Below are 21,608 nucleotides of genomic sequence, written 5' to 3' on the forward strand. Positions count from 1 at the left end.
GACGAAGACTGAGCGGCATAGATCACACATTCGGCAAGAAACGCTTGTGCGCCACGCCGCCCACTGTGTGCGCCGCGTCACGTTCCGGATAGCGCTAGCACATGCGTACTATTCTCAGCGCGGCAAAGGCTTGCCGATACTCCCAGCGTTAATCCGTTGCACATATGGAACGCCAATGCCCTCAGGGCTGGCAGCCACTTGCGTGGCATCTAATGGAGTATCTGGAGTCGCTATGAATCCCCTTTTCCGACTGTCCCCGCTGACGTTTGCGATCAGCCTCGCCCTGCTGCCGAGCGCCCACGCAGCTGACTACATCCTCGACAGTGGCGAGGACACCTTCAGCAGCGACCGCGCCTACGATGGCACGGTGTCGCTGCGCCCCGGCAACGGCGTGCCCGCCAGCCTGACCATCAACAATGGCGCCGAACTCACCAGCAAAGGTGGGCGAATCGGTGGCGCGCTCACCAACAACGAAGCCAGTACGGCCATGGCGACTGTCACGGTCCAGGGACCAGGTACCCGCTGGGTCGTCCCTCGCACAACGGCCGTGCTGGGTAACACCATCGTGGTCGGCGGCAGCGGCCAGGGTACGCTCAACGTGCTCGACGGCGGCCAGGTATTGGTGCGCGACCTGCAGCTCAGCGACAACGGTAACGCCGGCAATGCGCTGTCACGGGCGAACCTGCTGGTCAGTGGCCAGGGTGCGAAAGTGGATGCAGCCAACGTGACCTCTGGCGGCGTGTTCCTCTACGACTCGCGCATTACCCTGCGCGATGGCGGGCAGCTTGCCAGCGAACGTGTGGCCATCAACTCGATCAGCGACCTGTCCGGCACCAACACCCGCTGGGACAACACCGGCACCTTCAGGAACCGCAACGACCTCAGCCTGAGCAACGGTGCGGTGCTGACCAGTGACTCGATGGAGCTGGGCTCGGCCAACCTCAACCGCAACACCGTGGTGAGCGTGTCCGGCGAAGGCACGCGCCTGGCCACCCGCGCACTGACCTTGGGCACCACCACCGCCAGCACCAACCTGGTGCTGGCCAACGGCGCCGAGCTGAGCAGCACCGAGGGCATCGACATCAGCGTGCTGACCAGCATCAACTCGGCCGCACGCGGCACGCTCAGCATCGGGGGCGGGGTTGTGCGGGACGACAGCCGCACCGATATCGACGCCCCCACGGCCAGCGCCGCACAGGCCGCCGGCCGCCTCGACCCGCAAACGGCGATCCGCTTCGGCGCCGGTAGCGGCGCGCTGGCGTTCAACCACACCGACAGCGACCTGCAACTGAGCAACCGCATCAGCGGTGCGGGCCGAGTGTACGCCTTCAGCGGCAATACCACCCTGAGCGGCGACCTGACCGGGATGTCCGGCAGCACGGTGGTGCGCGGCGGGCGGCTGGTGCTGGCCGGCGATGTCGACCAGACCAACCCACGCGGCACCTCGCTGCTGAGCGTCGGCAACGGCACCCTGGTGGTCAACGGTACCGTGGGCCACACCGACGCGTCCGGCAACTACAGCAACCGCGCCCAGGTGCTGGACGGTGGCGTGCTGGCCGGTAGCGGCCGGGTCGGCACCACCCAGGTGGCTTCGGGCGGTACCCTCTCGCCGGGTGAAGGCGCGCTGGGCACCCTGTCGATCAACGGCGACCTGGACATGGCCGACGGCTCGCGCTACGCCGCAGATATCGCCGGCAATGGCGGCGCCGACCGCGTCAACGTCAGCGGCACCGCGACCCTGCGTGGCACACGGGTCGATGTCACCACGCTCAACGACGCGCAAAGCTACCAGACTGGGCAAACCTACACGCTGCTGGCCGCCCAGGGCGGTGTGGTGGACGGTGCCGCCGCTGGCACAGCCTATGCCCAGGCGTTCACCCACTCGGCGTTTCTCAACGTCAGCCTGCAGCGCACGGCCAACGAACTGAACCTGACAATCGCGCAGAAGACCACTCCCCCTGTTGAACCACCGGTCGAGCCGCCTGTAAAACCACCAGTGACGCCTCCGGTGGAGCCGCCGGTCGAGCCACCGGTACAGCCCCCGGTAGAACCGCCTGTAGAACCACCGGTACAGCCCCCGGTCGAGCCGCCCGTGCAGCCCCCCGTACAACCCCCGGTGCAGCCGCCAGAAACGGGCGGGCCTGGCACACCCGGCATCTTCCAGACCGTGGCGCAAACCGAAAACCAGTGGAACACCGCAGGCGCATTGAGCGTGCTGCAGCAGAGCGGCGACCCGCTGCGCCTTTACAACAACCTGCTGGTGCTGGATGCCGACAGCGCGCGCGATGCCATCGACCAGCTCTCCGGCGACTACCACGCCAGCACCGGCACCGCGCTTATCGCCAACAGCCAGGTGGTCTCCGGCGTGCTGGGTACCCGCCTGCGCAGCCTGTTCGACAGCACGAGCGTGCGCATGCCGCTGGGTGCATCGAACCTCATGCCCACCACACCTGAAGCGCAAGGTGGGGCCTGGGCGCAAGTCTTCGGCAACTGGTCGAAGCTGGACGGCAACAACGGCGCCGGCGGCCTGCACCAGAGGACCGGCGGCGTGCTGATTGGCGCCGACGGCAGCATCAACCCGGACTGGCGCGCCGGTGTTTACGGTGGCTACAGCCGCACCAAGTTCGATGCCGACGACCGCGATGCCAAGGGCCACAGCGACAACTACCACCTGGGCCTGTACACCGGCGCCCAACTCGATGCCCTGCGCCTGAGCGCAGACGTCGGCTACACCTGGCACAAGCTGGACAGCAAACGCAACGTGGCCTTTGCCGGGTTCAACGACCACCTGAAGGGCGAGCGCGACGCCAACACGCTGCAGGCCAGTGGCGAAGCGGCCTACCGCATCGGCCTGGGCGCGGTGGCGCTGGAGCCGTTCGTGGGCGTGGCCTACGTGAAGTACGACGCCGACAGCTTCCGGGAAAAAGGCGGTGCGGCGGCCCTGGACGTGTCCAGCGAAAAGCAGGACACCTGGTTCTCGACCGTAGGCATGCGCGCTTCAACACGCACCCGCGTGGCTGATCACGACACCCAGTTCTATGGCTCGCTGGGCTGGCGCCGCGCCTATGGCGATCTGGACCCGAGCAGCACCCAGGCCTTTGCCGGTGGCCCGGACTTCGCGGTGCAGGGCATCGCCCAGACGCGTAACGTGGCGATGACCGAAGTGGGTGCGAAAGTGCAACTGAACCGCCAGGCCGAGGTAGGGCTGTCGTATCAGGGGCAATTCGGTTCGGACGCCCGCTTCCACTCGGTGAATGCGGGGGTTACGGTTCGGTTCTGAGCTGCCAGTAGTTTCGGGCCGGAAGCCGCCTGAGTGAGCTTCAGCTGTTTTGCAAGTTCAGGCCATTGGGGCCGCTTTGCGGCCCTTCGCGGGCTTGCCCGCTCCCACAGGAGCAGCGTATTCCTGCACCCAACGCGAAACCTGTGGGAGCGGGCAAGCCCGCGAAGGGCTGCAAAGCAGCCCCAACAAAGCGGTCGAAACCTTGACTGACTGGCATTTAGGCATGCCTGCGAACGCCGACTTCGCCGGTGCCATCCACTACTGGTGATCCAACTCTTCATCTACTGCGCATATTTCTTGGCCCCGGCCACACAAATCACAGCCCCCAGCGTCACCACAAGCATCATCCAGCTGACCTGCTCATGCAAAAGCAACGCTGCCAGCCCAAGCCCCATGAACGGCTGAACCAGTTGCAGTTGGCCCACCGCCGCAATCCCACCCTGAACCAGCCCTCGGTACCAGAACACAAACCCGATCAGCATGCTGAACAGTGAAACGTAACCGAAGCTGAACCACGCAGGGGCGCTGACCTTGGCGAAGGTATCAGCCGCCGGAAAATTAGCGATCGTCAGCAGCAGCATGAACGGCAACGCCAAAAGCAATGCCCAACTGATCACCTGCCAACCACCCAACGTGCGCGACAGACGCGCCCCTTCCGCATACCCCAACCCACACACAACCACCGCCGCCATCATCAGCAGGTCGCCTACCGCCGACGCCTCTCCCCCATTCATCAACGCATAGCCAACCACCAGCCCGGCACCTGCCATCGAGAACAACCAGAACAGTGGCCGAGGCCGCTCACCGCCCCGCAAAACGGCAAACCCTGCGGTGCAAAGCGGCAGCAGCCCGACAAAAACAATGGAATGGGCAGAGGTGACATGCTGCAGCGCCAGTGCCGTCAGCAGCGGGAAACCGATAACAACGCCAAGCGCTGTTAAAGCCAATGACGACAAATCACCCCGTGATGGTCGTGGCTGGCGTAGCACGAGCAAAAAAAGCGCCCCCAACAGGGCGGCAATGGTTGCCCTGGCACAGGTCAGAAACGTCGGTTCGAAGGCCGCCACTGCCACACGGGTTGCCGGCAACGAGCCCGCAAAGATCGCGACGCCTATGAAGCCGTTGATCCACCCGCTTGTTGATTTTTCCATCGGTACATCCTCGATAAGCCAAGGCTCAGTACATCACTGACAGGCTCACCAAGGCCACGTACAATCCAGTACAGTTAAACCGAACTGTTATGCACATTAATCCAGCACAGTTGAGGGTGCGATGAAACGCAACGGCACGCGAATTCACACTGTCATGGGTGAAATCCAGTCCAGGATAGCCGCTCGAACCTACACGCCAGGCGCGAGAATTCCTTCCGTGCGCGCGATGGCGCAGACCATGCAAGTGTCGGTGTCTACCGTGCTTGAAGCCTATGAACGGCTAATGGCAGAAGGTGTACTCAGCTCTCGCCCTGGCTCCGGCTTTTACGTAGCCGGGCCAGCGGCGCCACTGGCACTGACCGAACTCGGCCCCAAACTGGATCGTGTCGTCGACCCGCTGTGGATCTCGCGCCAGTCGCTTGAAACCGCCAGCGATGCTTTGAAACCCGGGTGCGGGTGGCTACCCCCCTCCTGGATGTACGAAGCGGGCATGCGTAAAGCGCTTCGAACCGTTGCCCGTTCTGACACTGCGAAACTGGCCGAGTACGCATCACCGCTTGGGCATCCGCCCCTCCGGCAATTCTTGTCACGGCGACTGGCAGGCATTGGCACCGAAGCCACGCTTGAACAGATCATGCTCACGGAATCCAGCACCCACGCCATCGACCTGATTTGCCGCTTTCTGCTGGAGCCGGGCGACACCGTGCTGGTCGACGACCCCTGCTACTTCAACTTTCACGCACTGTTGAAAGCACACAGGGTGAAGATTGTAGGCGTACCCTACACGGCGACGGGCCCGGACATCGATGCGTTCGGCGCTGCCCTGCTCGAACACGCGCCCCGGTTGTACATAACAAATTCCGGCATCCACAACCCCACCGGTGCCACCCTGTCGCCGGTCACGGCACACCGGCTGCTAAAGCTGGCCGACACCTCCAACCTGGTGATTGTCGAGGACGACATCTTCGGGGATTTCGAGACCACGCCCGCGCCACGCCTGTCTGCCTTCGATGGCCTCTCTCGTGTCATCCAGATCGGCAGCTTTTCCAAAACCATCTCCGCTTCGGTGCGATGCGGCTACATCGCTGCCCGTGGTGAATGGATCGAGAGCCTGGTCGACCTCAAGATTGCGACCACATTCGGGGGTGGACGGCTGGCTGCGGACATCATCCACCACGCGATTACGGATAGCGGCTACCGAAAGCACATGGAGAGTGTGCGCCTTCGGCTAGCCGAGGCAATGGACAACACGGCAACCAAGCTTCAGGCCATCGGTATCAAGCCCTGGCTAATGCCCCAGGCAGGCCTGTACCTGTGGTGCCAACTGCCTCAAGGCAAGGATGCAGCAACGCTGGCCAGGGCCTGTTTGAATGAAGGTGTAGTGCTGGCGCCCGGAAATGCGTTTAGCCAATCCATGACGGCAGGAGATTTTCTCCGCTTCAACGTTGCGCAATCGGGTGACGCCAGAATCTATGAAGTGTTGAAACGGGCCCTGAGTGCTTAGTCGCGGACCCCATTCTGCGCCCCGGGCCAGGTAACCGCCTGCGCCACGATCACATCTTTCCCATTGAACGTGAGTGCAGGTCCGCCATGGAGTTGATACCCCAGCTTCAAGGCATCACTGACCTTATGGCAAAAGGCAGCGTCATCGGGGCCAGTCAGCACCCGGTAAATCGGCAGCCCATCCGGTGGTTGAGTCATGTGTTTCGTCCTTGCAGAAGTCGGTGTGTTTTCCAAGAGTACTGTCAGCTCCCCGGCCACGGCTAGGCGCCTGCTCACTTCCAAGCTGCTCAGCCCTGATACCGGAGAAAGCGCAAGGCCCCTGTAGGAGCGGGCAAGCCCGCGAAACAGACGACACAGTACATGGCACCGGCTTCGCCGGTGTTCGCGGCCATGGCCGCTCCCACAGGAATGTCACTACCTTGAGGGCAATGCAGTACCTGTGGGAGCGGGCAAGCCCGCGAAGCAGGCGACGCGGTGTAAATCACCACACCTACCCCCGGCCCTGGCCGCCCCCACAAGTACAGTGTGACCCCGAAGCCTGCACAGTCCCTGTGGGAGCGGGTTCACCCGCGAACACCGGCAAAGCCGGTGCCATACCCCGTGTTAATTTCCCGCCAGAACACGACCAGAGATATCCTTTACATCACAAACCGGGGACATGGTTGACACATGCGAGTCCTAAACACGAATTGCCATGTAAACCCTCTCCCCGGTTTGTATTACATCCGTGCAGCTGCAAGCCAGTAGCCCACAAATTGGTTATCCTGCCCAAAAGCCCAGCCCCCAGCGGCCACCTAAAACAATAAATCCTGCCTCGCCCCCAGGGAGTACAGCATGGAATTCTGGCCCCTACGCCCCTCCACCACCGACTTCCGCCTGAGCATCGAGCAAACCGCCACCCTGCTCTCCCGCACCACCGAAAGCCACGGCAAGCTGCTGGCCGCCGACATGCTGAAGCTGGTCAGCGCCCAAGTCCCCTTGGCCCAGTGCACGATCTTCGCCTACAGCCCCAACCGCAGCCCGCAAATCATTTCCTTCGCCGACCGCGCACGGATGATCGAGCTACCCAGAATCTCCAGCAACTACGCCGAACGCTTCTACAGCATGAACGGCAACCAACAGGCGATGACCGCGCGCCCTGCCCCGACGACAACCGACCGCATCATGGTTCAACGCCAAGGCATCGAAGACATCGTCCACCGCGACTACCGACGCATCTGCTACGAGCTGCCGCAAATCTCCGAGCGTGTTGCGCTGCTGACCCATTGCGAGGGCAACCGCTGGCTGTCGGTGAACTTCTACCGAGGCCGCGAACACGGCCGCTTCTCACCCAACGAAATCAACGTGCTCGAAACAGCCGCCCCGCTGATCGTACAAATCTCGCGTCTGCATTACCGGGCCTATCTCGAAGCCAATGAAATGCCGGCACTGCTCAGTGAACGGGTTGTCAGCCTGTACCCGGAACTGACCCGGCGTGACCAGGAGTTGCTGCAATTGATGCTGGCCGGGAGTGAGGTTGAGGGGATTAGTGTGAGGATGGGCATTCAGCTGTCGAGTGCGGCTACGTATATCAAGCGGCTGTATCGCAAGCTGGGGGTTTCTGGGCAGCGGGAGTTGTTGGCTTTGGCTACCCAGCGCAAGTGGACGAGTCAGGTTCACTGATGCTGGCGAGCGGTTCAACCCCTCCTTGCTGAGCTAAGCGAATTTGTAGTCGCTTTGCCTGTGCAGTCCAAGTTTCAAGAGCAATGAGCCAAGCAGATAACACGATAGTCAGGCTTAACAAGAAAAAGCCGAATCGTTTCTGGCTAGCGACCGTCTTTTCAACTTCGCCTGGATACAACCCCACAATGGAGAGACAAGCAACGCCTTTAATCCATGCCCCGATATACTCAGGCGGCTCAACGTCATACCGACAGTCTGCCGATTCCAGCTTCCACCTTCTCGACTTCAACCAGTCAAAATCCAAAGGCACATCATAGTAAAAGTCCCTTGCACTGCTCTCGGTAGCCCAAAACCATGGCTCGGTGCCTTTGGCCTGCCAGAGCGCTGATTCAGCGCTTGAAAAAATACTACCCCAATAAAATAAAATAAAGATCATGGGGACTATGATCATCGTTCTGAGCACCTGCCACCAAATCTTTACAACTTTAAATTCCAACTTATTAGCGTGAAAGTACGGCCCCGCCATCCTTAACTCAACAATCTCGAGCCCATGCTCACTTCGCCACTTATGAAATGCCTGTTTATTTTTCAAGCTCTCCAAGCCAAAGCCCAACTGAAGATTAAAGCTCATCAAGCTTAAATATTCATCCCATGCTTTCTGATCACTATGGTTTGAAAATTTCTTCTCAGCTCCAAGGAGTTGAAAAGCCCGATGATAGAAAAAGAAAAAGGAATTGGTGCGCTTCAGGACAACTGCCACAACAAATACCGTCGCGACAAGAGGCCAAACCTTGAAAATAAAATCAACAATATTCATTGCATACATCAACGCCCCATCAGACACTCATCACCTCTTCATCCCTCCACCAAGTTGAGGGCTCCGAGATTACAGCCACCATCATTTTTTTACTATCGGCAACGCTGTTAAACGTTCGCAAGTGCGCGACCAGTTCAGCTTGCTCGTACTGAACCTGCGTCTGATGCGATAACAGTTGCCCGATCTGACTCGCTCACTGTGCTGACCGGGTACGAGGTGTAGAGCATCAGCGCTGGCTACACACCGCAGGTGGTCGAGCCAAGTTCACTTACGATGGGAAGGGCTGTGCGGGTGGCGTCCACGACCCGGGCGCAAAGCTGGCCCTGAGCCTTCCCCGATGCTGGTAACTGAAGAAAAAGTCTGCACATTCCCCAGATCTCAAGATTTTGGGGGTCCAGTGAAGGAAATATTGGCGTTTACGTTCAAGCAGAACGATGGATCGAGCGATCAACTGGGCATACCTGCAGAAAGCCCAAAACTCGTTCGCCATCAAAAAGAAGCGCCACCGGAAATAGACTCGCCGCTTTATCCAGCCTTTGCGCCGAAGCAGTGTTCGGACTTATAGAGATGACGACACAGCAGGTACTTGCCGCCAAGCGTGAAGCGATGGAAGCGCACCAGGAGGGTGAAGCAGGGGCGGATGCGTAGTTCTGATCTATCCAGCGACCGCTCTACCTGCTTCTCGGGCAAGCAAGCTCCAGAGGTACGCTAAAACTCACAGGGTCTCACGCACCTCTGCCAACAACTCCAGTCCCGACCTCATCCATGAAGTCCGCAAGATACGCCTCAAGCCGCGCATGCCGCTCAGCCGCAAGGCGAGCCCCTTCGCAGGTTCTAAAGCCTGAAGCGAGCTTGAGCAGCTTGGTATGGAAGTGCTCGATCGCATACGTCGCATCCTGATACTCCCGCCCTCGCGCAGTGGGGTTCTCGAAATCGTACAGCGCCGATCCCATCCGCCCGGAAACGTAGAAGCACCGGGCGATGCCCACTGCACCTATGGCATCCAGGCGATCACTGTCCTGAAGAATTCTGGCCTCAAGGGTGAGTGGTTCGAAGCCAGCCGAGTAGCTGTGGGTTTTGACTGCATGCGCCACCTGCTCGATACGTTGCGATGGCCAACCCATGCCAGCCAAGATTGAAGTCGCCTTCTGTGCCGACAGCGTTGACGCCTGCCCGCGCAAGGGCGAATTCTTTTCTACAGCGACACAGTCATGCAGCAGAGTCGCTGCAAGCAGCACTTCCAGGTCGCCGCCTTCTACGCGCTGAATCCGTTGCGCGTTGACCCACACGCGATGGATGTGGGACAGGTCGTGGGAGCCATCTGGTTGGTCATCTGGCAAATGCTTCAACAGGTCAGCGGCCAGGCGCTGGAAAGGGGTAAAAGCTTCGTTAGTCATCGTGGGTACGTTCCAGTTTCATCGCGAGACATCAAATTGACACTACCCCACCAATTTGCAAACCTTCCGCACCGATAACATCTGGCAGACAGATGCAGCTCTGGAAAATATGCGATGGAAAGCAAGCAGCAGCAATTGATGACGGCATACCGCCAAACGTTATCAGACCTACCCCCGCATTGGCTGGACCGCAGCCGCGAGCACGAAGCAGATTTCAAGCACCTTTCAGGCTTGTTTCTTCCTGGTACGTCGCCGCACTTCGAGCAGGCGGCAAAACGTATCATGGTTGTGGGTCGAGAAACGCGTCGTTGGGATGTTTTGACCGCCGGCAAACCCTTCATCGATCTGGACGAGTACATCCAGCGCGCCATGGCAATCCAGCAGCGCCACCTGGCAAAGTACATCCAGGACAAGGCCGACCGAGGGGCCAGCTTCTTCAACTTTCTGCGCAAACTCCACCAGGCCGACCAACCCATAGGTATCGCCTGGGCCAACCTCTTCAGCTTCGCATGGCAGAAAGGGTCCCCCATGCGCTGGCCGCATTTCGCAGATCTCATGAAGGTGTCCAAGCGCCTGCTCGAAGCGCAAATCACCATACTTCGCCCAGACATCATCGTGTTTGCCAACGGCGCGAGCAGTGCCCATGTAAGGCAGCAATTCTTCCCGCACAAAGGCGAACTCAGCGTTTGCAACGACCTTGGTGATTACCGTGCGCAAGGCATCCCGGTAAAGCAACTGTGGCGCTTCCGCCTGCATGGCTCGATACAGTGCTATCGCATTCAGCACCCGAGCAGCGTCAGTGCCGGCTCACGTGCAGCACGTCGTTTTCTTCTGGACCAGATACTCCTTGGCAACCAGCCGAATGATCAAACCCACCCGGACCAACCGCACGGTTGATGAACGCCTATCTATCCACTGAGTAAATTTTTTGTCAGTTTTATGTAAATAATTTTACACATTTTATTCCAAATAGTTCTCATTTGCGTTAACGTCCCGCCTCGATTTCAACCCTACCGATCGACAAGGACTGTTACGCAATGCTGCCATGCCCTCCGTTCTCCCGTGCCCTGCTCACCGTTGGATTGCTTGCGGCGGCTGCAGCGCAAGCCGAGGAACCCCTCGAGCTCGAGCCGCTTCCCGCCACCGAACTGCAGGCCTCCTTCGTCACCGCCACAGGGGGCGGTACGGATGTACGAGATGCGCCAGCCAGTGTCAGTGTCATCACTCGGGAAGAGATCGAACGCCAGCCTGTCTACGACCTCAACACCCTCCTACGCCGCATCCCTGGTGTGACAGGCGGTTACGGCCCGGTGGGCGAGCAGTCGAAGATCAAGCTACGAGGCCTTGACGACAAATACACCTTGATCTTGGTGGACGGGAAACGCATCGGTAGCTCCGCCGACACCAATTACCGACGTGATCTCGGTCGCCAGGACATCAACTGGATTTCGCCGAACATGATTGAGCGGATCGAAATCGTGCGCGGGCCGATGTCTTCGCTGTATGGCTCAGACGCCATGGGTGGCGTCATCAATATCATTACCCGCAAGGTATCCCGTGAGTGGAGTGGGTCGCTCAACGTAAACACCACGATGCCGGAAGACTCCGACCGTGGGCAGACCAACCAAACCAGCATTAACTTGTCCGGCCCTGTCACGAACACCATCGGCCTGCGCATGGGCGCCAATCTCACTCGACGCGCTGCCGACGAGGCCACGCCTCGCCTCGACGCAACGGGTGACTTCGTTTACAACGACGGCGCCGGCGGCGCCAAAGACCACAGCGTCAACGCTTTGCTCAATTGGCAAGTTAATGACAACCATGAGTTGTCCTTCGAGGCGATCCACGGCGTGGAGCGTTCGTGGTCGTCAAAGAAAACGTTCGGTGATTGGGGGGATACCGTAGGTGAAGGTTTCGGCGCCGGACGCCTGACGCGCGACAGTTTCGTCGTATCTCACCATGGCGACTGGGGCTTTGGAACCTCGCGTATCGACGCTTACTTGAATAAATTCGACAATGACATCGGCGAGGGCAAGGCCAACTCGGAAGAAAAAATTGTCGAGGGCAGCCTTAATATCCCGTTCGAACTGTTGGTCAACCAGCGCCTGACCGTGGGCGGCCAGTGGAAACGAGAACAGCTGACCAACACTGACACGCTGGGCACGGTGCCCGTGGATTACCAAGGTGCAACAGTGGGAGGGTCGGAGCTTGAAGGTGACTATTCCGCGCTGTTCGTCGAGGATGAATTGTTCCTGCTCGATAACCTATCGCTGACACTGGGCAATCGCTTCGACCACAGCGATGAATACGGCAACCACAATAGCCCACGCGCTTATGTGGTCTATCACCCTCATCCTGACTGGACAGTGCGCGGTGGGGTGTCGCGCGGGTTCCGGGCCCCCAGCTTGAAAGAAGGCAGTGCGGGCGCAGCGACCAACTCTGGCGGTCGCGGCTGTACCTCTCTACGCCCTCTTGGCTACGTGACCGGTAGTTGCTGGATGGCAGGCAACCCAAACCTGCGCCCGGAAATCAGTACCAACAAGGAAATCGGCGTTTCATTCGACCACGACGGCTGGGAGGCCAGCCTCACGTACTTCCATACCGACTTCAAGGACAAAATTGAATATGCACCTCTGGGGTATTTCCAGGGCCGCTGGTGGACCATGCTGGAGAATGCGGACAAAGCCCGCACCCGCGGCTGGGAAGGCAGCACCAAGGTGCCGTTGTGGGAAAATGCCAGCTGGCGCACCAACGCAACCTACATGCTCGAAAGCCGCAACCTGTCGACCGGTGAAGACCTGATCAGTTCGCCGAAGCTCTCGTTGTTCAGTGCAATCGATTGGCAGATCAGCGAGCGGATCGGTACCGAGCTTTCGGCTCAGCATGTGGGCAAGCAACGCGGACTAGGCACAGACTTCGTCAAGTCGTACACCACCTATGATCTGACCGCAAACTGGGCGGCCACCAACTGGTTAACCCTGAACGCCGGCGTGCAGAACTTGCTGGATGAAGACCCACGTGATGACTCGACCAGCTTTTACGTGCCCGGTCGGGCGTATTTTGTCGGGGTAACCACTTACTTTTAAGTTGAGCGAACCGCAACTGCGCTCACCTGAATGTACAGTTGAGCGCGCCTGAACGTGTTTGCAGGCATGCGGGATGGGTGGGCCGGGATTCCCAGTAAAACCAGAAAGGCACTCGCCACCTTCAACCACTGCTATCAGGGCTTCATAAGCGGCTCGATGCCGATCCATCTTTTCACCGGGTGATAACACAGCTGCAAGGGCGGAATTTCCACATTTCGCCCCTGCACCTGCAGGCTACCCATGTTGATCGTCCACTTGGAATCAGCGTTCAGCTTGTCCGTCTGGAAGATCACATAAGCCGAGCCGTAGCGCTTGTTGTTGGTGAGTTTGGGAATCATCCGGTGCACTTCATCGCTGTTGATGTCGTACGGCGATGGCCTGGCAGCCCGCTCATTCACAGAGGGATAGTCGTAGATATCGTTGAGGCCCACGTACACCTCAGGCCGTGCATTCAGGCGTGAGCCGTCTTCAAAAGTGATGTAGGCCTGACGGCTGTCGTAGAGCACCGGGATTGGCGGTTCGCCACGCTTGAAATCGGTCGACGGGCGCTGGCGGTCCTTGTTGTAGGCGATCATCTGCACGAAGAATTCCGCGCGTGGGTATTCCTCGCCCGAGTACTGCACGTGCAGGCCTTGCTCGTAGCGCTTTTCGCCCCACTGGGCGGCGTGGTCGTAGAGGTAGGTTTCCAGGTAGAGGGTGGTTGCGCCTTGCGGGCCTGGGACTTTGAACTGGAATTCGGATTCGCAGAGGTCAGCGTAGGCGGCACGTTCGCGTTTCCAGGGGACGCAGGCGGTTAGGGAGGCTGTGGCCAGTAGTAGCAGGAGGGAGGTTGTGCGCTTGAGGTTATTCATGACCGGCCTTGGTCTGGTTGCGTGGGGGCAGTTTCGAGGGCTGAGGGGCGGAAGTCCATGCTGACCGTTTGCCATCATCGCTACGTGCACACTTGGTAAGTGATCGTGCGAAAAATCAGAAATAGGCCCTTCCTTGTAGGGCATTTCCCAAAGATACTCCCTGCGCCTAGTTTTCGTTGCACATCCATATCGTGAGTCCTAGTCTCGACCTGCCGCTACCAATTGGCGGCACGGTTTTGACAGACCGTGGTTCACTGAGAGCATGTGCAATGCCAGTTATGGCAGCTGTGCGTGGGGCACCTTTGTGTGCGCCGGGATTCTCAGTGCCCTCGGTCTGTCAACCCACAAACAGCTGCCACCCTTCCGTTTGACAGCGGGTTTGCGGCAGCCCTTAAGGCACTGAGAGGGTTTATGCTGAAGATAGTCCCTGATCCACCCCACACCGTTCTCTCCCTTGAAGACACCCTGATCCAGGCCACAGATTACGCGTTATGCGCAGCCACTGTTGTGCATCACGCAATGCAGTTGCAGCCCAAGTCGCCAGCGTCGATTTTGATGATGACCTCGATGCATGAACTGGAGACGCTGCGAGCCTTACTTGAATCTGCAATAGCCCAGGTGCAGATGCCTACTGGACCTCTGACTTCGCACTGAAGCCTAACTGCTGTGTCGCCTAGGCCCCCTAACACCGGAGAGCTGAGCGCCCACATTGATCTGGTCAATGCCGCAGATCTTGAAGCCTACGCAGCATTTGTGGGAGCTGGCTTGCCGGCGAGAGGCCAGCCCAGGCTTTAGAGATTTCGGGGAGATTGAACAATGTCCACAGAAGAAACCAAATTCACCGTCGGCAAAACCACCTTCTACCAAGGTGAAAACCAGACTCATCCCCTCTTCCGCATCGAGGCCGGCATCCCCTGTCAGAGTGCACGCGAACAGGCCTCGGAGCTGATGGGCTATGCACGGGATATGACCTTGGACGGCTTGATGGAGGACAAGCCACAGCTGATCTGGGCTTCGCACTACCTCTGCGCCTTGGCCAAGGCGCTGATGGATGATGCCGAACTGGGCATGATGCGCTGAACTGCCTATTCCTCAACGGATGTCTTCGAGACCTAATTCAAACCCGGCCTCGGAGGCAATCCGACTATACGGCCTGCTTTAGCCATCCCAGATCCTGCTCCATAGACCGCGACATCAAGACTGAGACGCAAAGGCTCGGGTAAGCTGACAGTAAACCTTTCGCGATTTGTACAGGTCCGCTGCAGGGCCATCGACTTAAATCACGCTCGGGTCTCTACACCGAATCGCTGACCCATCGCCCGCGTAACATCCCTTTCAACTCACCAACGCTCAGAGTCATGTCTCGCTTGCGGTGGATTACCGCGTGACAGTTAGCACAAAGCGTCACTAGATCTGTCTCAGGGTTCACGACCTGCTCCCCACCAAATTTCGAAATCGGTACTACGTGGTGAACGTGAATAAAACCCTTCGCGTGCTCACCGTAAGCCAGTTCGAAATCAAAGCCACATGCCTTGCAATCAAGCCCGTGGAAGGCAATGGCCTTCAACCGCAGATCTTTTCTACGCTCGTAGCGGGTTCCGAAGTAGCTTGTCTTGCTACCTTCACTGAACGATTCAAAGGTGTATGCATCGTCTTCGGTATTCGACACGACCGCTTCAGCCTGCGAAGGCAAGAGCTTCGCATGGCTTAAGATGGCATCGTAATCGGCCTGGGAGATGGGCCGGACCCCGTCACGCCAGTAGTTCTTGACGCGGGTAGCTGGAATAGTCTCCAGGTACAGCCCGTCGATTTTGGCTGAGACAGCGTCTTCAAACGGCGTGAAATTTTCGACGAACGCAAAAAGATCACCCTTATCGCTCTTTGGGTCCGCGTAGACCTTACCGATGCGTGCCTTGCCGAAGTAATGCGGCGCGGCGCTAAGTCGTGCGGAAGCAAAGGCTTGGTCCTTAATACGCCCCTTGTAATAGATCACTTCAGTTCCCTGGGTAAGCCAGGCCTTGTAGCGTTTGGGGAAGTGATAGACAGCGCCTGTCTCGTCTTCCCATTGCGATGTGTCGTTTTCAACGATGACGAAGGGCATTACATTTCCTCTCGACTGGTTGCAAAAGCCTACCAAAAAAGAGGAAATTTCCTACGGCTCAATGAGAATTGACCGAACCGCTGAATGTTGTGTGACTCGTTGTGAGCTACGTCTCGGGCATCGATGTCCTTTAGTTGGTGCACTTAGCGGATGCCGCCGCACCCTCAGCTCGCACTGTACGAGTCAGCATAAAGTTAACAAACCACGGACGCGGGTTCAGATCCCCCCGGCTCCACCAGATGATCAATAAAAGACGTCCACGGACGTCTTTTTTTGTACCTGTAACTCAGTTAAATCAATGACTTACAGCGCTTTTGAGGGCCATAGAGGTTTTTTGAGTTCCAGACGGTTTGGTATCCCAGGTGGTATCCCGGGCTACCCGGTGCTATTTTTAGGATACCAAAACGGTGCCGGAGGTAGCTCTCATGCCTACTCAAGCAACCCGCCTCTCCGACCGCCAGCTCAAGGCGGTCAAGGCAACTGGTAAAGATTTCGTCCTCAGCGATGGTGACGGCCTACAGCTTCGCGTCAGAGCCAGCGGCTCGATGATGTGGAACTTCAATTACCGCGAGCCGTTGACCAGAAGCCGTATCAACATGGCACTCGGTCCTTACCCCGACCTCTCACTAGCCAATGCTCGGAAAAAAGCAGTCGAGGCGCGCGAGCTGCTTGCCCTGGGTATTGATCCCAAAGTCCAACGTGATGAGGTAAGGCAAGCCAAGCTTGCTGAGACTGAGCACACCTTCGAGAAGGTGGCCACCGCCTGGTTCGAGCTGAAGAAAGACTCGGTAACCCCCGCCTACGCCGAGGACATTTGGCGATCGCTTACCCTTCACGTTCTCCCGAGCATGAAGACAACACCGCTTTCAGAAATCACCGCCCCGATGGTCATCAAAATCCTCCGCCCAATCGAGGCTAAAGGCAGCCTCGAGACTGTGAAGCGATTGAGCCAACGACTCAACGAGATCATGACCTATGGGGTGAACGCCGGTTTGATACACGCGAATCCGCTCAATGGAATTCGTGCGGTGTTCAAGAAACCGAAAAAAGAAAACATGGCTGCGCTTCCACCAGAAGAGCTCCCCGAGCTCATGCTGGAGATCGCGAACGCCAGTATCAAGCGCACCACCCGATGCCTGATCGAATGGCAGTTGCACACGATGACTCGCCCCGTCGAGGCGGCGACTACTCGCTGGGCAGACATTGATTTTGAAAGGCGTGTTTGGACCATCCCTCCGGAGCGAATGAAAAAGCGCCGCCCACACAGCATCCCGTTGAGTGATCAAGCAGTCGCGCTGCTGCAATCACTAAAGACTCACAGCGGCCATCGCGAATACGTCTTCCCGTCAGACAGAAATCCGCGTACCCACGCCAATAGCCAGACTGCCAACATGGCGTTGAAACGCATGGGGTTCCAGGATCGCTTGGTCAGCCACGGCCTGCGTTCGATGGCGAGCACCATCTTGAATGAGCATGGGTGGGACCCGGAGCTCATCGAAGTCGCACTAGCTCACGTAGACAAGGATGAGGTGCGCAGCGCCTACAACCGAGCCGACTACATCGAGCGCCGGCGTCCGATGATGGCTTGGTGGAGTGAGTACATCCAGAAAGCCGCGACCGGCAGCCTGCTCGCCTCAGCATATGGCCAAGTCAGAGACAAGAACGTAGTGCCGATCCGCTGACCCGGCTACAAACGCAAGCTGACTGTTTTGGCGACAGCGGCGACAACGGCGCTAAACGTTGAAATACGTGGGGTACAGAATGGCGACTGGTATAGCGACCGTCGCCAATTCTCCGCTCGCTCTGCGCTTTTCAGGCAAAGTCCCTGTGCATGGGAAGGCTCCGCATTCCCATGCACAGGGACTCGCATCAAGAAGGCGACAAACGGCCCATCGTCCACTCACCACCACTCACAGCTACCACTTTCCGCTATCGAATTTTGGCGCAATGAGCAGTGCCTAACTTGATTGACCCGGCCATCCCACCGGCGCTAGAAAGAAGCCTCGAAACGCTGCCGCTGGCAGCACCCAGGTGACCCGAACCTTCAAGGTCACGCCGCTTTATGCGGTGGTTCTCCCAAGGGCGATTAGCATCCGGCAGCTCGCCCGGTCACCTTCCCGGTGATGGGTGCTCTTTAACCTCATGGCCCTCGTGCGCCAGCTACACCGTACTGCGCTGTCCTGCAGCAACCTAATCGCCTGGCCGATTCTTGCGCCAACTTGTGCCCGTCTCTTTTTCCAGAAAAGAGACGGGCGCTCCTGACACTGCTGCAGCCCTGATCGCACCTGGCTTTGCGGAAATCCCCCTCGTGACAATCGGCGTGACAAACGCCGATCTCAACAGCAACAGCGCTGTAGATGATGGTGCCGCAGACCAGGGAATGGACTGCACCTGACTGACAGTCAGGCATGCCCCGGTCATCGCAGTGCTGCTTGCACCCGGCTCAGGATCTCGCGGCGCTGGTCTCGTCAGCCAGTACAGCCTCCGCCCGCCCACCGCTATCGGTGCTCAGGAGGCCAGATCATGAGATGCCCTTGCTCCTGGTCGTAAGGAGCCGCCAGTCCCGCGTCAGTGGACACCCTCACAGGTCGCAGGGGCCTTGATCCCTGATAACACTCAGCATTCTTGGCGGGATGACGTGAGGGAGAGATCGGTAATTTATGGAGGACGGCTATGCAACTGCGCGAAGTACAAGGGCCACCACGCCCCTTGTTGGAACAGCAGATCACGCCCCTACCCTACCCGGTCGCGGCACTGGGCGATCTATTGGGGCCTGCCGTGGAACGCATGGCCGATGTGATCGGTGTGCCATCCGCCATGGCCGCGCAATCTGTTTTAGCCACGGCAGCTTTGGCGAGCCAAGCGCACGGCAATGTTCACCTGGACGGTCGAATCTATCCGTTGTCTCTGTACTTGCTGACGGTGGCTTGCTCGGGTGATCGCAAAAGCGCGGTGGACCATATTGCGCTGCAGGCCGTACGTGACTGGGAAAGACAGCAGTGGATCGCCTATGGCGAACAACTCAAGGCGCACCGAGTTGCAATGAGTCTCACCGCGAAGTCACCGACCTCGAAAAAGTCAGCACAGCCAGCGCTGGACGCCCTGCCTGAACCTGTTCAACCAAGACTGCTCACTGCTGAGCCGACCATTGAGGGCCTGATCAAAAGCCTGTGCCACGGCTTGCCCAGCATGGGGCTGTTCAGCGATGAGGGTGGGCAATTTTTGGGCGGCAGCACCATGAGCAAGGACAACATGATCAAGGCGATCACTCACTTGTCGACGCTGTGGGACGGTAGCCCGATTGATCGGTCGCGCGCGATGACTGGAGAAAGTCTGCGTGCCTATGATCGCCGCCTCAGCATGCACTTGATGCTTCAACCCCGCCTGGCAGACCGCTTGCTACAAGACGCTGATATCAAAGACCAGGGGATCCTGGGACGCTGTCTGATCAGTTGGCCAGAGCGTCTGGTTGGACAACGGCTGTACAGAGCCATCGACTTGACCCGAGATCCAAAGGTGCACCTGTACCAGCAGCGGATTACCGCGCTCATGCAGAAGCCTTGGTCACGCCATAGAGACGGCGGCCTCAACCCTGTAACCCTAGAGTTAAGCCCCCGCGCCCGTGAAGCATGGATTGCCATTCACGACACCATTGAATGCGAGTCTGGGGAGTTCGGCGAGTTGGTCAACGTCCAAGCTGCAGCGAGCAAGGCCGCCGCGAACGTACTACGCATGGCTGGTGTGATGGCGGTGGTTGAGGAGTCGACTGTATTGGAAGACATGCACATTCAGCGCGCCTCCACGCTGATGGATTACTACCTGGCCGAGAACCAACGCCTGACTGAGCAGGAACCACCGAATAAGCTTCGGGCAGAGGCTGATTGCCTGCTGCGCTGGTTGATAAAGAAGAACTGGCCACCCTTTCGCCTGCGCGACCTTACGCGCAACGGCCCCCGCTTTGCCCGTAAAAGCACGCGGCACACCTTCGAGTTGTTGCTGCAACTGGTTGCCCATAACTGGCTGGACAATGACGGGGACATATTCGAGGTGCGCCATGTTCCGACTCAATGACGCCGTGCGCCGCTATCGAGCGCAACATCGCTCGCCGACCGAGTTACGGTGTGTCGCTGTCACTGCCACCACTTTGTCGCCACGTGCCAATCCAGATACGGCGGGGGTTGTCGCCAGTGTCGCCGCTGTCGCCGCTCCAACAACTGAGTCAACCGACCTCGCTCGGCTTATCGAGCAGTTGCAAGAAGAAGGGGCTTTGCTGCAACGCCGCGAAAATACCCTCCTCATCCGCCCAGCTCACTGGGGACAGTTGGACACCATCGGCCCCCACTGGAAAGCCCTACTGCTGCTCCTACAAACCAATGATCAAGGTGAAGACAATGGCGCTGGTCGGTCGGCGTGACGGTCGCAACTTTGGCTACGGTCGCCAACTGAGCTACGCCGGTAGGCAGGCACTGGAAGATCTGTTTGCCGGCGGCCACTTCGCCACCGTCAAAGCACACAGCGATCGCTGGCAAGCCTTCGTGCGCTGGTGCCGATCGGAGGACGGCCCCGGTTACAACGATGCACGTCAGATTGATCGACAGACGCTGGAGGACTACGTCGCATACCTGCGCCAGCAGATCCAGCAAGGCGAACTGTGCATCGCCACCGCGCAAAACCGCCTGAGCAGCGTTAACCGAACCCTCGCCGCGCTGCGCGGTGATCAGGACGTGAGAGTCATCAGTCCGAGCCAGGCGTTGGGACAGCACCGCCCAACGTACGCACCCGTGCGCCGGACGGGCAAGATTATCAAGACGTACAGCGAGTGGCGCTGTCGCTGATGGAACACCAATACGAACGGGTGGCCGCTATCATCATGTTGACCCGGACTACCGGTATGCGCCTGCGCGAAGCGATCCTGGCAAACCTTCCACGCTTGCACCACGAGGCCGAGTCGCTTGGTCGGATCAATATCCAGGACGGCACCAAAGGCGGGCGAAGCGGGGCATCAGCGCCGCGTTGGATCATCGCCAATGAAGAGGTCAAAGCCTCACTCTTATTGGCGCGCAACGCATCGCCGATCGGCAGCCAAAACTTACTGCACCAGGCCGAAGCCTACACCGCGTTCTTGCAACGAACGGTGCTCCCAGCTCGCGAAATTCTGCATAAGCACGGGATAAAGGGCTTTCATGAACTGCGCGCGGCCTACGCTTGCGAACGTTACACGCAACTCACCAGCCGTGCTGCACCAGTCAATGACAGCCACGGCTACCACATCGACCGCGATCTTGATCGGTGGGCGCGTCAACAGATCAGCCTTGAACTTGGACACTACCGGATTGATGTGGTGTCGGCCTACATTGGTAGCCGATCATGACCAAACCTTTTTATATAGCGCTGTTCCTCAGCGGAGTCCAGGCCGGTTCGAAGAGCACCCAGCAACGGCATCTACGGCAAGCGCGAATCATGCAGGCAGCCATCCAACGGCGATGGCAGCGAGACAATCCGTGGACTTGGCAGCTAAAGCATGTGCGCTGGTTTCTTCACCATTACCTGAAGGATCACTCTATAGCCAGCCGATACTACTATCGACTTACTGCCGTTTTGATCTTGATGAGGATGGGTAACGGCCAAGCGCGTAGGGTGATCGGGCGAGTAAATCCATGAAAGCAGCTGCTGACAGTTTCGCCGGTTCTGAAGTAAGCTGATGCATGGCCAAGGGCCATACCCCAAACCTATGGGGCTATCAAGCGAAAGCTAAAAACT

The 21,608-nt window shown here is 58.6% G+C and carries 16 protein-coding genes and 1 pseudogene; 11 read left to right on the forward strand and 6 right to left on the reverse strand.

Annotated elements, in window-relative coordinates; all coding sequences use genetic code 11:
* The first annotated feature begins 232 nt into the window (after window positions 1-232).
* Window positions 233-3,280, forward strand: a complete 3,048-nt coding sequence (locus AK81_RS13465) for an autotransporter outer membrane beta-barrel domain-containing protein (protein WP_081042064.1) — start codon at window positions 233-235, stop codon at window positions 3,278-3,280.
* A 281-nt stretch (window positions 3,281-3,561) separates the two neighbouring features.
* Here AK81_RS13465 and AK81_RS13470 read toward each other — a convergent pair whose 3' ends face one another.
* Entirely contained in the window at window positions 3,562-4,431 is an 870-nt protein-coding gene (locus tag AK81_RS13470; RefSeq protein ID WP_043199700.1) for a DMT family transporter, read from the reverse strand.
* A 121-nt stretch (window positions 4,432-4,552) separates the two neighbouring features.
* Here AK81_RS13470 and AK81_RS13475 point away from each other — a divergent pair, with 121 nt between their 5' ends.
* On the forward strand, window positions 4,553-5,935 hold the full coding sequence (locus AK81_RS13475) for a PLP-dependent aminotransferase family protein (protein WP_043199701.1): 1,383 nt from the start codon (window positions 4,553-4,555) through the stop codon (window positions 5,933-5,935).
* On the opposite strand, the gene AK81_RS13480 is transcribed toward AK81_RS13475, so the two are convergent.
* Entirely contained in the window at window positions 5,932-6,132 is a 201-nt protein-coding gene (locus AK81_RS13480) for a DUF1737 domain-containing protein (RefSeq protein ID WP_043199702.1), read from the reverse strand. The two genes, AK81_RS13475 and AK81_RS13480, sit on opposite strands and share 4 nt — an antisense overlap.
* Before the next feature lie 636 nt (window positions 6,133-6,768).
* Here AK81_RS13480 and AK81_RS13485 point away from each other — a divergent pair.
* Window positions 6,769-7,596: a helix-turn-helix transcriptional regulator gene (locus tag AK81_RS13485; RefSeq protein WP_043199703.1), complete on the forward strand. Its 828-nt coding sequence runs from the start codon at window positions 6,769-6,771 to the stop codon at window positions 7,594-7,596.
* On the opposite strand, the gene AK81_RS13490 is transcribed toward AK81_RS13485, so the two are convergent.
* Window positions 7,562-8,413: a DUF6216 family protein gene (locus tag AK81_RS13490; protein WP_154100787.1), complete on the reverse strand. Its 852-nt coding sequence runs from the start codon at window positions 8,411-8,413 to the stop codon at window positions 7,562-7,564. The genes AK81_RS13485 and AK81_RS13490 overlap by 35 nt on opposite strands.
* Window positions 8,414-9,138: 725 nt before the next feature.
* Window positions 9,139-9,810, reverse strand: a complete 672-nt coding sequence (locus AK81_RS13495) for an HD domain-containing protein (RefSeq protein WP_043199705.1) — start codon at window positions 9,808-9,810, stop codon at window positions 9,139-9,141.
* A gap of 114 nt (window positions 9,811-9,924) precedes the next feature.
* On the opposite strand from AK81_RS13495, the gene AK81_RS13500 reads away from it, so the two are divergent.
* Both AK81_RS13500 and AK81_RS13505 read left to right on the forward strand, forming a co-directional pair.
* Window positions 9,925-10,707: a hypothetical protein gene (locus tag AK81_RS13500; RefSeq protein ID WP_043199707.1), complete on the forward strand. Its 783-nt coding sequence runs from the start codon at window positions 9,925-9,927 to the stop codon at window positions 10,705-10,707.
* Window positions 10,708-10,847: 140 nt separating this feature from the next.
* A complete protein-coding gene (locus AK81_RS13505; RefSeq protein ID WP_043199708.1) occupies window positions 10,848-12,896 on the forward strand; it encodes a TonB-dependent receptor domain-containing protein in 2,049 nt (682 codons plus the stop codon).
* A gap of 134 nt (window positions 12,897-13,030) precedes the next feature.
* Here AK81_RS13505 and AK81_RS13510 read toward each other — a convergent pair whose 3' ends face one another.
* Window positions 13,031-13,747, reverse strand: coding sequence for a hypothetical protein (locus AK81_RS13510; protein ID WP_043199711.1), 717 nt, complete (start codon window positions 13,745-13,747; stop codon window positions 13,031-13,033).
* Between the two features lie 411 nt (window positions 13,748-14,158).
* Here AK81_RS13510 and AK81_RS30420 point away from each other — a divergent pair, with 411 nt between their 5' ends.
* Together AK81_RS30420 and AK81_RS13520 are read left to right on the forward strand one after the other, a co-directional pair.
* Window positions 14,159-14,401: a hypothetical protein gene (locus AK81_RS30420; RefSeq protein WP_043199713.1), complete on the forward strand. Its 243-nt coding sequence runs from the start codon at window positions 14,159-14,161 to the stop codon at window positions 14,399-14,401.
* A 162-nt stretch (window positions 14,402-14,563) separates the two neighbouring features.
* Window positions 14,564-14,827 (forward strand): DUF3077 domain-containing protein, encoded by a 264-nt coding sequence (locus AK81_RS13520; RefSeq protein WP_003250694.1) that lies wholly within the window; start codon window positions 14,564-14,566, stop codon window positions 14,825-14,827.
* A 214-nt stretch (window positions 14,828-15,041) separates the two neighbouring features.
* Here the strand turns inward: AK81_RS13520 and AK81_RS13525 are convergent, their stop codons facing one another.
* A complete protein-coding gene (locus tag AK81_RS13525) occupies window positions 15,042-15,848 on the reverse strand; it encodes an HNH endonuclease (protein WP_043199714.1) in 807 nt (268 codons plus the stop codon).
* A gap of 425 nt (window positions 15,849-16,273) precedes the next feature.
* On the opposite strand from AK81_RS13525, the gene AK81_RS13530 reads away from it, so the two are divergent.
* The 4 genes and pseudogenes from AK81_RS13530 to AK81_RS30425 all read left to right on the forward strand — a co-directional run bounded on the left by AK81_RS13530 (window position 16,274) and on the right by AK81_RS30425 (window position 21,509).
* On the forward strand, window positions 16,274-17,530 hold the full coding sequence (locus AK81_RS13530; RefSeq protein ID WP_043199715.1) for an integrase domain-containing protein: 1,257 nt from the start codon (window positions 16,274-16,276) through the stop codon (window positions 17,528-17,530).
* A 991-nt stretch (window positions 17,531-18,521) separates the two neighbouring features.
* Window positions 18,522-19,919 (forward strand): YfjI family protein, encoded by a 1,398-nt coding sequence (locus AK81_RS13535; RefSeq protein ID WP_043199716.1) that lies wholly within the window; start codon window positions 18,522-18,524, stop codon window positions 19,917-19,919.
* Window positions 19,920-20,239: 320 nt separating this feature from the next.
* Window positions 20,240-21,219, forward strand: a pseudogene (locus tag AK81_RS13540) (integrase domain-containing protein).
* A complete protein-coding gene (locus AK81_RS30425) occupies window positions 21,216-21,509 on the forward strand; it encodes a hypothetical protein (protein ID WP_081042066.1) in 294 nt (97 codons plus the stop codon). The pseudogene AK81_RS13540 and the gene AK81_RS30425 overlap by 4 nt, the downstream one beginning before the upstream one ends.
* Window positions 21,510-21,608 lie beyond the last annotated feature (99 nt).

It is taken from the genome of Pseudomonas putida W15Oct28 (genome assembly GCF_000708715.2).
Classification (GTDB): Bacteria; Pseudomonadota; Gammaproteobacteria; order Pseudomonadales; family Pseudomonadaceae; genus Aquipseudomonas; species Aquipseudomonas putida_R.